The sequence below is a fragment of the Streptomyces sp. NPDC012474 genome (assembly GCF_042955185.1).
In the GTDB taxonomy this organism is placed as follows: domain Bacteria; phylum Actinomycetota; class Actinomycetes; order Streptomycetales; family Streptomycetaceae; genus Streptomyces; species Streptomyces cahuitamycinicus.
Genome location: NZ_JBIBEP010000016.1, coordinates 52,435 through 65,503 on the forward strand (window position 1 = coordinate 52,435; position 13,069 = coordinate 65,503).

At 71.2% G+C, this 13,069-nt stretch carries 14 protein-coding genes; 2 read left to right on the top strand and 12 right to left on the bottom strand.

The genetic code is table 11. The features are described from left to right. Positions 1-43: 43 nt before the first annotated feature. The 3 genes from ACFY9S_RS29405 to ACFY9S_RS29415 all read right to left on the bottom strand — a co-directional run bounded on the left by ACFY9S_RS29405 (position 44) and on the right by ACFY9S_RS29415 (position 2,387). Positions 44-700 (bottom strand): TetR family transcriptional regulator, encoded by a 657-nt coding sequence (locus ACFY9S_RS29405; RefSeq protein WP_391134005.1) that lies wholly within the window; start codon positions 698-700, stop codon positions 44-46. 76 nt (positions 701-776) lie between these two features. Beyond that, positions 777-917, bottom strand: a complete 141-nt coding sequence (locus ACFY9S_RS29410) for an SCO1431 family membrane protein (protein ID WP_106974374.1) — start codon at positions 915-917, stop codon at positions 777-779. A 90-nt stretch (positions 918-1,007) separates the two neighbouring features. Continuing rightward, entirely contained in the window at positions 1,008-2,387 is a 1,380-nt protein-coding gene (locus ACFY9S_RS29415) for a C39 family peptidase (RefSeq protein ID WP_391134008.1), read from the bottom strand. A 194-nt stretch (positions 2,388-2,581) separates the two neighbouring features. Here ACFY9S_RS29415 and ACFY9S_RS29420 point away from each other — a divergent pair, with 194 nt between their 5' ends. Continuing rightward, positions 2,582-3,238, top strand: coding sequence for a uridine kinase (locus ACFY9S_RS29420; RefSeq protein ID WP_391134011.1), 657 nt, complete (start codon positions 2,582-2,584; stop codon positions 3,236-3,238). A gap of 431 nt (positions 3,239-3,669) precedes the next feature. Further along, positions 3,670-5,529 carry an AAA family ATPase gene (locus tag ACFY9S_RS29425; RefSeq protein WP_391134014.1) on the top strand — a complete coding sequence of 620 codons (1,860 nt, stop codon included), beginning with the start codon at positions 3,670-3,672 and terminating at the stop codon, positions 5,527-5,529. 25 nt (positions 5,530-5,554) lie between these two features. On the opposite strand, the gene ACFY9S_RS29430 is transcribed toward ACFY9S_RS29425, so the two are convergent. From ACFY9S_RS29430 to ACFY9S_RS29470, 9 genes are all read right to left on the bottom strand, one after another. Further along, positions 5,555-6,640, bottom strand: a complete 1,086-nt coding sequence (locus ACFY9S_RS29430; RefSeq protein ID WP_391134017.1) for a CNNM domain-containing protein — start codon at positions 6,638-6,640, stop codon at positions 5,555-5,557. Then, a complete protein-coding gene (locus tag ACFY9S_RS29435; RefSeq protein ID WP_391134020.1) occupies positions 6,637-7,971 on the bottom strand; it encodes a CNNM domain-containing protein in 1,335 nt (444 codons plus the stop codon). Before ACFY9S_RS29435 ends, ACFY9S_RS29430 begins: the two co-directional genes overlap by 4 nt. 245 nt (positions 7,972-8,216) lie before the next feature. After that, positions 8,217-8,672, bottom strand: coding sequence for a PH domain-containing protein (locus ACFY9S_RS29440; RefSeq protein ID WP_391134023.1), 456 nt, complete (start codon positions 8,670-8,672; stop codon positions 8,217-8,219). 14 nt (positions 8,673-8,686) lie between these two features. Further along, positions 8,687-9,535: an ATP phosphoribosyltransferase gene (hisG, locus tag ACFY9S_RS29445; RefSeq protein ID WP_391134026.1), complete on the bottom strand. Its 849-nt coding sequence runs from the start codon at positions 9,533-9,535 to the stop codon at positions 8,687-8,689. A 50-nt stretch (positions 9,536-9,585) separates the two neighbouring features. Continuing rightward, on the bottom strand, positions 9,586-9,858 hold the full coding sequence (locus ACFY9S_RS29450; protein WP_003988914.1) for a phosphoribosyl-ATP diphosphatase: 273 nt from the start codon (positions 9,856-9,858) through the stop codon (positions 9,586-9,588). Between the two features lie 34 nt (positions 9,859-9,892). After that, positions 9,893-10,378, bottom strand: coding sequence for a 6,7-dimethyl-8-ribityllumazine synthase (ribH, locus tag ACFY9S_RS29455; RefSeq protein ID WP_391134030.1), 486 nt, complete (start codon positions 10,376-10,378; stop codon positions 9,893-9,895). 20 nt (positions 10,379-10,398) lie between these two features. Further along, a complete protein-coding gene (locus ACFY9S_RS29460; protein WP_391134033.1) occupies positions 10,399-11,688 on the bottom strand; it encodes a bifunctional 3,4-dihydroxy-2-butanone-4-phosphate synthase/GTP cyclohydrolase II in 1,290 nt (429 codons plus the stop codon). Continuing rightward, positions 11,685-12,326, bottom strand: a complete 642-nt coding sequence (locus ACFY9S_RS29465; RefSeq protein ID WP_391134036.1) for a nicotinamide mononucleotide transporter — start codon at positions 12,324-12,326, stop codon at positions 11,685-11,687. Before ACFY9S_RS29465 ends, ACFY9S_RS29460 begins: the two co-directional genes overlap by 4 nt. Beyond that, positions 12,323-12,931, bottom strand: a complete 609-nt coding sequence (locus ACFY9S_RS29470; protein ID WP_391134039.1) for a riboflavin synthase — start codon at positions 12,929-12,931, stop codon at positions 12,323-12,325. Before ACFY9S_RS29470 ends, ACFY9S_RS29465 begins: the two co-directional genes overlap by 4 nt. Positions 12,932-13,069 lie beyond the last annotated feature (138 nt).

Below are 13,069 nucleotides of genomic sequence, written 5' to 3' on the forward strand. Positions count from 1 at the left end.
GAGCGTGGGGGCGGAGGTTCACTGCGGACCCTCCGCCCCTTACTCATGCGCCCCGTCGGGCGGGCTGCGGTGCAGGGTGGGCGGGGTCGAGTTCCTCGATCGCGCGCAGGGCGCCCCCGAGGGTCTTCACCAGCAGCTCGCACATGGTGTCGCGGGGCAGTTCCGGGCGGTCGATCCATTCGAGCGTGGCGCCCTCGACGCTGCACACCCAGGCCAGCAGGCCCATGCGCGCCAGTGCGGTGACGTCGGCACGGCCGTACGCACCCTCGGCGATGGTGGTCACGACCGCCTCGCGCACCCCGTCACGGATGGCGTGCACCTCGGTGTCGAAGCCGACTCCACCGCTCACGATCGTGCGGTAGGCGGCCTGATTGTGCTCGGCGTAGCACAGGTAGCTGTCGATGGTGCGCTGGACCCGGTCGACCGAGGGCAGTTCGAGACCGCTCGCGGCGAGGGTGAGCAGCTCGGTGACCGAGTCCTGGATGATGGCCAGGTAGTAGCCGCGCTTGGACTGGAAGTAGTAGTAGATCAGCCCCTTGGCGACGTGCGCCTGCCGGGCGATGTCGTCCATCGACAGGGCGTCGTAGGACGTGTCGGCGAACAACCTCCGCCCGATGGCGATGAGTTCGGCACGGCGCGCCATCGAGCGCTCGGTACCGCGGGCCCTGGGACGCGCGGCAGGCTGGGGGCTGATATTCAATTTCGACCCTGGTCTCAACGGGCGGGGGCGGGACCTCCGCAGTATGGCAGGCCCCACTCCCGGTCCATGGGTCAGGTCACAGCAGCCCGAGCTGGGTCACGAGCATCGCCACGACCACGACGAGGGCCCAGCCCATGAGGTGCTCGACGACCTTCGGGCCGTCGTCCTGAGGGCCGCCGGTGCGGACGCGTGGGGCGGTGGCTGAGTGCGCGGTCATGGCTTCTCGCTCATTCGGTGGTACGGACGGACCCCCCCGGTGTCCCGTCCACCTTGCCACCGGAAGTGGCTTTTGCGGCCGAGAGCTTGGTCACACGCGTACGCCCACGGCTGCCAGCGCCTTGCTCTGGGCCGCGCTCGGGCGTGCCGGGAAGTACAGGTAGCAGACGCCGCCCGTGCCCGAGACGACCTTGCCGGAGGCGTTGTACCGCTTGGTCCGGAGCCAGATGTTCTCCCACTCGCGCCGCCGGTAGACCCGCCGCACCCCGTCGTTGCTCGCCGAGAAGGGGTCGTTGGCGATCACGTCGCCGCCCGCGGTGAAGCCGACGACGGTCATCAGGTGCCCGGCGGTGCCGTAGCCGGCGCCCGTGAGCTCCTCCTTCAGGAACGACTGGGACGTTATGGCCGGAATGCCCGCGGCGATCAGCGTCTCCAGTTCAGTGAGCGAGCCGAGCCGGGTGACCACGCCCTGCAGGTCCTTGAACGTGGCCGCGTAAGCGGCGTTGAACGGCCAGTTGCCGCAGCCCCCGTACTGGTAGTCGTAGGTGAAGCGGGCCGCGTGGCAGACCTGCGGGTCGGCGTACGAGGGATCGACCCAGGCCAGCTGTCCGTCGGTGAGCCGGCCGCCCCAGTACTCGATGATCATCTGGGAGGACGTCGGGCTGCACCAGGCCTCACCGCCGTTGTCGTACTCGGGGTACCGGCCCTTGTGGATCTCCTGCGAGTAGCGCGGGACGGCGAGTTCTTTCGCCAGGCCGGGTACGGACGCCGGGACGGTGAACCGGTCGGGCACGTCGGAGCCCATGACGCCGAGCCGCCATACGGTGGGGGTCGCCTTGGTGCCGGGCTTGCGGTGGAGGGTCAGGCGCAGCCGGTACGACGTGAGGCGCAGGCCGGTCGACGCGTCGTCGATCGCCAGGGTGTCCGTCCAGACGGTGCTCCTGCCGTCGCTCTGGTCGTCGACCGAGGTGCGCCGGATGTCCTGGTCGCCGGCCGCCCAGCGGGCCATCACATACCAGGGGGTGCTGGTGCCGTCGGTGTAGGTGCCCTTGATCTCGGCCTGGATCCAGGTGCCGGCCGGGGTGCGCGCGTTCCACGAGACGATGACCTCGGTCGCGGGGACGGCGAGCCGGTGGACGGGGGAAGTCCAGGTGCCGTACTCCCAGGCGGCGGTGGTGCCGGTGTGCGGGTCCGTGTAGTCGGCGGTTCCGGCGGGCTTCGCGATCACCAGGCCCGGGCGGGTGCCCGCGACGGCCCGGGTGCCCTGGGGAGTGCCGCCGCGCCAGTCGCCGTACGAGACCCAGGCCCGGTTGTCGACGGTGCGGGCCGGTACGGCCCGGGCGGGATCTGCGGTGTCGGTCGTCACGGGGGCCTCGGGGTCGGCGGCCGCCGGACCGGCGCCGGCGGTGACGGCGGCGGCGACCGCGGCGGCCAGGACGGTTCGGCGGGACGGCGGTTCGGCTCTGCGCATGACGGGGACCCCCGGATGTCGGAGACGGGCTGGGGCGGGGCAGGTCCGTGCACGGTCGGTCGTATCCGTGCGTGCGCCACATATGAGCACAGCCCGCCCTGTCCTGCCAGCACTTCGACGCGCGCCGCGCCACCAATATGGGCGTCGACCAGTGGAGTCCGCGCCGGGATCCCGTCGCTAGAGTGCTGAGCGAGATGAGTTCCTCCTTCCGCCCCGCACCGGGCCCCGCCGTCCGCGACCTGGCCTCCCGGATTCGCCGCCTCTCCCCCTCCTGCGGCCCGGTCCGGCTCGTCGGCGTCGACGGGCACGCCGGGTCCGGAAAGAGCACGTTCGCCGAGCGGTTGGCCGCGGCGCTGGGCGGCGCGCCGGTGCTGCGCCTCGACGACATCGCCAGCCACGACGCGCTGTTCGACTGGACCGGCCGGGTGCTGGAGCAGGTGATCGAGCCGCTCTCCCACGGCCGGACCGCGCACTACTCCCGCTACGACTGGCGAGCCCGCCGCTTCGGTCCGCCGCGTCCGCTCCCGCCGACCCCGGTGCTCCTGGTGGAGGGCGTCGGCGCCGGGCGCCGGGCGCTGCGCTCCCACCTGGCCCTGCTGCTGTGGATGGAGCTGCCGTGCGAGGAGGCCTGGGCGCGCGGAAGGTCGCGTGACGGGGAGGAGCAGCGGGAGTTCTGGGACGGGTGGGTTCCGGAGGAGCGCCGGCATTTCGCCGACGATCCCTCACGGCCGTTCGCCGACCTCCTGGTACGGCAGCGAGACGAGGGGTACGAGGTGCTCACGGCATCTTCTGCGACTCTTGGACCGGACCAGCCCCTCACGCACGGTGACGGGCCGCCCGCTGTGTGCTGAACTTGTGAAGAGGCTTGCGGGGCAAGTTGCCGGAGTGCTTCAACTCGGCTTGACCGGTGGGCCGTACAGGTCTTACGTTCTCAATGTGCGGCATCGGAGCCGCCCTCAGACGCGAAGCCCCCGGTTGTTCCCCCGTGATCGGGGGCTTCGTTCTGCCTTCTTCCGGTTCCGCGGCCGCCGCGGGGCGCGGAATGCTCACCCTGGGTCACCACACACGAGTACTCCGCGTCCGCTCCGACCTCGCCGAACGGCCCGTGCGGCCCCCTACGGGGGCGCCGCCCCCGCAGGTACGATGCCCTCGTCGCGACCTACGGACGGTTGCTTCGGAACAGTGCAACTCCGGTCCGTGGCACAGCGGTTCGAGCAGGGCTTCGCCGGCTGGGGGACGGCTCGTTGGCATACCGACGGGGGCACGGTTTGTGGGGGACGTGATGGACTTCGGCACGCAGGGCCCTCAGGCCCCGGCCGACCTCGCCTGGCTGCGAGGCGTGGACGCCTACACCATGGGCGCGTATCCGCAGGCGGAAGAGGAGTTCCGCGCCGCCGTGCGGATGGACTCCGGGATGGCCGACGGATGGCTGGGGCTGCACGCGCTGCGCGTCGACACGACGACCGCGCTGCTGCGGATGTTCCGGCACCGGGACCGTTTCGGCGAGCAGCGCTCCCGCTACCGCCGCACGCTCAACTCCTGGTACTGGCTGGGCTGGTGGGTGCAGCCCGTGCTGGAGAGCCCCCGCGACCTGCTGCTCGCGCACGCCTCGCACTGGCTGGACGGCCGCCACGTCCCCGAGCTGGATCAGGCCCTCGCCGGTCTGCCGCCCGTGGACACCGACCACCAGGTCCGCTTCCTGCACTCCTGCCGCGCCTACCTGGTCAAGGACTGGGAGCAGCTGGTCCGCCACACCGACCCGCTGCTCGACGATCCGATGCTCGGCATCGAGGCCGGCCTGTTCGGCGGCATGGCCCGGGTCCGCCTGGAGATGTACGGCCAGGCCGAACCGCTGCTGTCCGCCGCGCTGATGCGCTGCCGCAGCGAGCAGCCGCAGCGCAAGGAACTGCGCTACTGGCTGGCGCGGGCGCACGAGGGCACGGGACGCAGTGCCGCCGCGCTCCCCCTGTACCGGGCCGTGCACCGCGTCGATCCGGCCTTCATGGACACCTCCGCCCGGCTCGCCGCCATCGCCGAGGGCGACGGGTACGACGACGTCACGGACCTCGCGGCGATCACGCTCACCGGCGCGGGCCAGGACGCCGTGGACGGGCCGGACGGTTTCGATCCGCTCTTCGGCATGGAGGGGCGAGACCTGAGACTGCCGGACCCCGAGCCGCCGATCGCTCCCCTGCCGCCGGTGACCGGCCCACCGGTCCGTGAGCGGACCGGCCCCGTTCCCTCCCTGCCGGCCGGGCCCACCGACCCGGCGTTACTGGAGGAGGCGCTCGCCGAGCTGGAACGCATGGTGGGGCTGGAGCCGGTGAAGCGCCAGGTCAAGGCGCTGTCGGCGCAGCTGAACATGGCCCGGCTGCGGGCCGGGCAGGGGCTTCCGGTCCAGCCGCCGAAACGCCACTTCGTCTTCTCCGGCCCCTCCGGCACCGGCAAGACCACCGTCGCCCGCATCCTCGGCCGCGTCTTCTACGCCCTCGGGCTGCTCGGCGGCGACCATCTCGTGGAGGCCCAGCGGGCCGACCTGGTCGGCGAGTACCTCGGTCAGACGGCGGTGAAGGCGAACGATCTGATCGACTCGGCCCTCGGCGGCGTCCTCTTCGTCGACGAGGCCTACTCGCTGTCCAACTCGGGCTACGGAAAAGGGGACGCGTACGGCGACGAGGCCCTCCAGGTGCTGCTGAAGCGGGCGGAGGACAACCGCGACCACCTCGTGGTGATCCTGGCCGGCTACCCGGAGGGCATGGACCGCCTGCTCGCCGCGAACCCCGGGCTGTCGTCCCGTTTCACCACCCGCGTCGACTTCCCCTCGTACCGGCCGCTCGAACTCACCGAGATCGGCAAGGTGCTCGCCGCGGAGAACGGCGACCTGTGGGACGACGAGTCCCTCGACGAGCTGCGGTCCATCGCGGGGCACGTGGTGGACCAGGGGTGGATCGACGAGCTGGGGAACGGGCGGTTCCTGCGGACGTTGTACGAGAAGAGCTGCGCCTACCGGGATCTGCGGCTGTCGGTGTATCCCGGGGTGCTGGGGCGGGAGGATCTGGCGACGCTGCGGCTGCCGGATCTGATGCAGGCCTACGGGGAGGTGCTGTCCGGGCGGGGGCCACAGGACCCGCCCGGACTGTGAGGTACCGGCCCCGGGGCCGGTACCTCTAGGTGGCCAGTACCTCCTCCGAAGCCCCGCTGCTCCTGGGCTCGGTCAGCCTCACCTCGCGCACCTGACGATGCGCGGGGTCCCGCACCTCCCCCACCAGCAGCTCCAGCACGTCCTCCAGGGCGACCAGCCCGAGCACCTTCCCGGACCCGTCGGCCACCTGGGCCAGGTGCGTCGCCGCCCGCCGCATCACCGTCAGCGCGTCGTCGAGCGGCAGCTCGGACCGCAGGGTGGTCATGGGACGCCACAGGTGCTGCGGGACGGCCCGGTCCGAGTTCTCCAGGTCGAGGACGTCCTTGACGTGCAGGTAGCCCATGAACGCGCCGTTGTCCGCGGCGACCGGGAACCGGGAGTATCCCGTGCGGGCCGTGAGCCCGACGATGCGCCCGGGGGTGACCGACGGGCTGACCGTGACCAGGGACTCCCGCTTGAGCAGGACGTCCGTCACCGGGCGGGAGCCCAGCTCCAGGGCGTCCTCCAGGCTCTCGGCCTCCTCCGGATCGAGCAGGCCCGCCTGGCCGGCGTCCTCCACCAGCCGGTTCAGCTGCTCGCTGGTGAAGACGGCCTCGACCTCGTCCCTGGGCTCGACGTGGAAGAGCCTCAGGATGCCCTGCGAGACCGCGCCGAGGGCGGCGGTGATCGGCTTGCAGAAGCGCGCGAACCAGACGAGGCCGGGGCTGAGCCACAGCGCGGCCTTCTCCGGCGCCGCCATGGCCAGGTTCTTCGGGACCATCTCGCCGATGACGAGGTGGAAGAAGACCACCGCTGCGAGGGCGATGACGTAGGTGAGCGGGTGGATCATGCCGTGCGGCAGGTGGATCCACTCGAAGACCGGCTCCAGCAGGCGGGCGACCGTCGGTTCGGCGACCGCACCGAGGGTCAGCGAGCAGATCGTGATGCCGAACTGGGCCGCTGCCATCATCTGCGGCAACCGCTCGAGACCGTAGAGGACCTGCCGGGCGCGGGCGGTGCCGAGCGGTTCGATCTGGCTGCGGCGTACCGAGACCAGCGCGAACTCGGCGCCGACGAAGAATCCGTTGGCGAGCACGAGCAGCGCGGCGAAGAGAAGCTGGAGCACGCTCATCGGACGGCCTCCGCCATGGAGACCACCGGGGCGGTCCGCACCAGCCGGACCCGCTCCGCACGGTAGTGGCCGACCTGGCGCACCGACAGCCGCCAGCCGGGCAGCTCAGCCTTGTCGCCGACGGCCGGGATACGGCCCAGCAGGTCGGCGATGAGGCCGGCGACGGTCTCGTACGGTCCTTCGGGCACGTCGAGGCCTATCCGCTGCAGGACGTCGACCCGGCAGCTGCCGTCGACGTCCCAGGCGGGCCTGCCGTCCTCCGGCGGCGCCGCGGCCAGCTCGGGCAGGTCGTGCCCGTCGTGCTCGTCGCGGACCTCGCCGACGATCTCCTCGACGATGTCCTCCAGCGTGACGACACCGGCGGTGCCGCCGTACTCGTCGACGACGACCGCGATGGGCTGCTCGCTGCGCAGGCGGGCGAGGAGCGGCCGTACGGGCAGCGTCTCGGGGACGAGCAGCGCCGGGCGGGCGATGTGTCCGACGGGGGTGCGCAGCCGGTCCTGGACGGGCACGGCGAGCGCGTCCTTGAGGTGGGCCATGCCGACGACCTCGTCGATCTTCTCCCGGTAGACCGGGAAGCGGGACAGGCCCGTGGCCCGGGTCAGGTTGACGACGTCCTCGGCGGTGGCCGAGGCCTGCAGGGCGCTGACCTTCACGCGCGGCGTCATCACGTGCTGCGCGGTCAGCTCGCCCAGTGACAGGGTCCTGACGAACAGGTCGGCGGTGTCCTGCTCCAGGGCGCCGGCCAGGGCCGAGTGGCGGGCCAGGGAGACGAGTTCGCCCGGGGTGCGGGCGGAGGCCAGCTCCGCGGTGGGTTCGATGCCCATGGCGCGCACGAGCCGGTTGGCGACGGCGTTGAGACCGGCGATGACCGGGCGGAACAGCCGGGCGAAGACGTGCTGCGGGCCTGCGACGAAGCGCGCGACCTGCAGCGGGCGGGACACCGCCCAGTTCTTGGGCAGCAGCTCGCCGATCACCATCTGCACGGCGGAGGCCAGCAGCATGCCGACGACGACCGTGACCCCGGAGACGGCTCCGTCGGGGATGCCGATCGAGGTGAACGGGCCGTGCAGCAGCTCGGCGAGCGCCGGTTCGGCGAGCATGCCGACGACGAGCGAGGTGATGGTGATGCCGAGCTGGGTGCCGGAGAGCTGGAAGGACAGTTCCCTGAGCGATTCGACGACCCGGTGGGCGCGCCGGTCGCCATCGGCGGCGGCCTTCTCGGCCTCCGCCCGCTCGACCGTCACGAGTCCGAACTCGGCCGCCACGAAGAATCCGTTGGCGAGAATCAGCAGGAACGCGGCTGCCAGGAGCAGCAGGGGGGTGGTCATGGTGCCGCCGCCACCGCACGGTCGCGCACCTCGGCGACGAGGTCCGCGCTATGTCGGCAGGGGGCGGCGCAGGTACTGCAGGACGATCCGTCCATCGCCGGAGGGGGTCACTCCTTGGTCAGCAGGGGCCTCTGTGCACCGGTCCGGGCAACAGAGGCGGAGGCGCATCCATCACGCCTCCGCCAACAGATTAATCAAGACACGGCCCGGTGCGGCAGTGGCCGCCGCCCGGAGGATGCCGCGAGTCAGCCCTGACGCCGTTCGGGGCCCGCTGCGGAACGGGCCTCGACGAGTGCCCGCAGCGCCCGGGCGTCGGCGATGGCACGCTGCCTGGCCAGGCCCGGCTGGATGCCCAGAGCAGGCAGGCTGGTGCCGTCGCTGAGGTTGAGGAACACCCAGGGATCGCCCGGCCGGAGGGTGACCTGGAGGATCTCCGCCCATGCCAGCCGGCGCTTGTTCGTGAGATTGACGACAGTGACGCCGTCCTCGTCGACGGCGACCTTGGGACGCGCCAGGAGCAGCAGTACGGCGTCCAGCAGGAGGGCCGTGAAGACGAAGCTGACGCGTTCGCCGGGGCTGAGCTGTTTCAGCAGCATCGCGACCGCCGTGATCACCACGAAGATGGCGACGGCGGCGGTGAGCAGCACCACTCGGGTGCTGCCCGGCCGGAAGGTGACGGGCAGCGTGGGCAGGTCGGACATCTCGCGCACGCCCCTCAGAGACGGCAGGCGTGGATGGCCGTGGTCAGGATGGCCCGGGCGCCGATGTCGTACAGGTCGTCCATGATCCGCTGGGCTTCCTTGGCCGGGACCATGGCGCGGACGGCGACCCAGCCCTCGTTGTGCAGCGGGGAGACGGTCGGGGACTCCAGGCCGGGCGTGAGGGCGACGGCCTTCTCCAGCTGCTCGACGCGGCAGTCGTAGTCCATCATCACGTACGTCCGGGCGACCAGGACGCCCTGGAGGCGGCGCAGGAACTGCTGCACCTTGACGTCGTCGGCGTCCGCGCCGGTGCGGCGGATCACCACGGCCTCGGACTTCATGATCGGCTCGCCGGCGACCTCCAGGCCCGCGTTGCGCAGCGAGGTGCCGGTCTCGACGACGTCGGCGATGACCTGTGCGACGCCGAGCTGGATGGCGGTCTCGACGGCGCCGTCGAGGTGGACGACGGAGGCGTCGATGGCGTGCTCGGCGAGGTGTGCCGCGACGATGCCCTCGTAGGAGGTGGCGACGGTCTTGCCCGACAGGTCCGCCAGGCCGCTGACGGTGCCGGGCTTGGCGGCGTAGTGGAAGGTGGAGCGGGCGAAGCCCAGGGGGAGGATCTCCTCGGCCTCGGCGCCGGAGTCGATGAGCAGGTCCCGGCCCGTGAGGCCGATGTCCAGCTGTCCGGAGGCGACGTAGATCGCGATGTCGCGGGGGCGGAGGTAGAAGAACTCGACCTCGTTCACCGGGTCGACGATCCGCAGTTCCTTGGACTCCCGGCGCTGCTGGTAGCCGGCCTCATGCAGCATCTCCGCCGCAGGGCCGGACAGGGAACCCTTGTTGGGGACGGCGATGCGCAGCATGAGGTCGGCTTCCTTTGCGTGGTGTGGTGTCGTGCGGGAACGGGTGTGGCTTACAGGTGGGCGTAGACGTCGTCGAGGGAGATGCCGCGGGCGACCATCATCACCTGGACGTGGTACAGCAGCTGCGAGATCTCCTCGGCGGCGGCTTCCTTGCCCTCGTACTCGGCGGCCATCCACACCTCGGCGGCCTCTTCGACGACCTTCTTGCCGATGGCGTGGACGCCCTTCTCGACCAGTTCTGCGGTGCGGGAAGTGGCGGGATCGCCCTGGGCGGCCTTGTGCTGGAGCTCGGTGAAGAGCTCCTCGAACGTCTTCTTGGACATGGTGACGCTCAGCCTATGCCACAGGTGGCCTCCGTCAGCGCCAGGGTTCGGATACTGAGCGGAGGGTGGCCGCGGTCGCCACCGCCGCCGTCACCGCCTCGTGTCCCTTGTCCTCGTTCGAGCCCTCGATGCCGGCGCGGTCCAGGGCCTGCTCCTCGGTGTCGCAGGTGAGCACTCCGAAGCCGACGGGGACGCCGGTGTCGACGGAGACCTGGGTGAGGCCCTGGGCCACGCCCTGGCACACGTACTCGAAGTGGGGGGTGCCACCGCGGATGACGACGCCGAGGGCGACGATCGCGTCGTAACCGCGGCCCGCGAGGACCTTGGCGACGACCGGGAGCTCCCAGCTGCCGGGGACCCTGAGCAGGGTCGGCTCGTCGATGCCCAGGTCGTGCAGGGCGCGCAGGGCGCCGTCCACCAGTCCGTCCATCACCTTCTCGTGCCACTGTGCCGCGACGACGGCGACCCGGAGGTCACCCACATTGCGTACGGACAGCTCCGGTGCACCCTTGCCGCTCACGTTGCTCCTCTTGTGCTCTGTTACTGGTTGCCGCAGGCCGGCACGGTGGTCGTGTCCAGCCAGGGCAGGTCGTGGCCCATCCGGTCCCGCTTGGTGCGCAGGTAGCGGAGGTTGTGCTCGCCGGCGTTCACGGGCATCGGCACACGGGCCTTGACCACGATGCCGTGACGGACCAGCGCGTCGGTCTTGTCGGGATTGTTGGTCAGCAGCCGGACGCCGCGCACGCCGAGGTCGGCGAGGATCTGCGCCCCCGCCGCGTAGTCGCGGGCGTCGGCGGGCAGGCCGAGTTCGAGGTTGGCGTCCAGGGTGTCGCGGCCGCGCTCCTGGAGTTCGTAGGCGCGCAGCTTGGACATCAGGCCGATGCCGCGGCCCTCGTGTCCGCGCAGGTAGACCACGACGCCCCGGCCCTCTTCCTGGATGCGGGCGAGGGAGGCGTCGAGCTGGGGGCCGCAGTCGCAGCGGGCCGATCCGAAGACGTCGCCGGTGAGGCATTCGGAGTGGACGCGGACGAGGACGTCCTGGCCGTCGCCGATCTCGCCGTGCACCAGGGCGACGTGCTCGACGCCGTCGACGGTGGAGCGGTAGCCGTGGGCGGTGAAGGTGCCGTGGGCGGTGGGCAGTTGGGTCCTGGCCTCGCGGCGGACGGTGGGTTCGCTGCTGCGGCGGTAGGCGATCAGGTCCTCGATGGAGATGATCGTCAGGCCGTGCTTGCGGGCGAAGGGGATCAGCTCGGGCAGGCGCAGCATGGTGCCGTCCTCGCCGGCGATCTCGACGATCGCACCGGCCGGGCGCAGGCCCGCGAGACGGGCGAGGTCGACAGCGGCCTCGGTGTGGCCGTTGCGGGCGAGGACCCCGCCGGGCCGGGCACGCAGCGGGAAGATGTGGCCGGGGCGGACGAAGTCGCCGGGTCCGGACACGCCGTCGGCGAGCAGCCGGAGGGTGGTGGCCCGGTCGGAGGCGGAGATGCCGGTGCTCACGCCGTGCGCGGCCGAGGCGTCGACGGAGACCGTGAACGCGGTCTTCATCGACTCGGTGTTGTCCTCGACCATCTGCGGGAGCCTCAGCCGGTCCAGTTCGTCGCCCTCCATGGGGGCGCAGATCAGGCCGCGGCACTCGCTCATCATGAAGGCGACGATCTCGGGGGTCGCCTTCTCGGCGGCGATGACGAGGTCGCCCTCGTTCTCCCGGTCCTCGTCGTCGACGACCACGACGGGGCGGCCGGCCGCGATGTCGGCGATGGCCTGCTCGACGGGGTCGAGTGCGAAGTTCTCGACGTCGCCGGTGCTGTACAGGGCGGTTGCGGCGTTCATGCCGGCGCTCCTTCCAGGGTGGGCCGCGCGGCCTGACGCGAGCGCAGCCACCAGTCGCGCAGGCCCCACAGGACGAGCGCGCCGTAGATGACGTAGACGAAGCCGGAGAAGGCGTAGCCGTTGGCGAAGTTGAGGGGAACGCCGACGACGTCGACGAGCAGCCAGGCGAACCAGAACTCGACCATGCCGCGGGCCTGGGCGTACATGGCGACGATGGTACCGACGAAGATGTAGGCGTCCGGCCAGGGGTCCCAGGACAGCTTGGGGTACGCCGTGAAGAGCAGCGCCACCGCGACCGTGCCGGCGGCGGCCACCGCGGCCATCACCGCGCGCTCACGCCAGGTGGCGAACCGTACGGCGATGTGGCCGTCGTCCCCCTGCCCCTTGCCGCGCTGCCACTGCCACCAGCCGTAGACGGCGACGAGCACGACGACCGCCTGCTTGCCCGCGCTGCCGGTCAGATGCCCGAAGAAGGCGCCGAAGAGGATCAGTCCGGCCAGGAACTGCACGGGCCAGGTCCAGATGGAGCGCCGCCAGCCGAGGGCGAGGGCGGCCAGGCCGAAGAGGTTGCCGACCATGTCGGACCAGAGGATGTGCTGGCCGAAGAGGGTGAAGGCCTCGGAGTTCAGCGAGTTCACCGGCTCGCTCCCTGCGCGCGGTCACCCATCATCCGCTCGACGTACTTGGCGATGACGTCCACCTCGAGGTTGACCGGGTCGCCGGGCTGCTTGTGGCCGAGCGTGGTCAGGTCGAGGGTGGTGGGGATGAGGCTGACGGTGAAGTGGTCGGGGCCGGCGTCGACGACCGTGAGGCTGATGCCGTCGACGGTGATGGAGCCCTTCTCGACCACGTACCGGGTGAGGTCCGCGGGGAGGGAGATCTTCACGATCTCCCAGTGCTCCGAGGGCTTGCGCTCCAGGATCTCGCCGGTGCCGTCCACATGCCCCTGCACGATGTGCCCGCCGAGGCGGTCACCTACGGCCATGGGGCGTTCGAGGTTGACCCGGGAGCCGGCTTCGAGGACGCCGAGGCTGGAGCGGTTCAGGGTCTCGGCCATGACGTCGGCGGTGAATTCGTCGCCCTCGTGGTCGACGACCGTGAGGCAGACGCCGTTCACGGCGATCGAATCGCCGTGCTTGGCGCCTTCGGTGACGACCGGCCCCCGCAGGCGGAAGCGACAGGCGTCGTCGAGGGTCTCGACGGCGGTGACCTCGCCCAGCTCTTCGACGATTCCGGTGAACACTTCCCGGGTCCTCCTGCCTCTTCGGGCACGGACTCCGGGGCTGTCGATGACGACAGAAGTACGAGCAGGGACACCGAGGACGACGCCGGACGGAGTCCGCCACGGGGGACGGACTTCCCGGCGGCGCGCACGAATGCC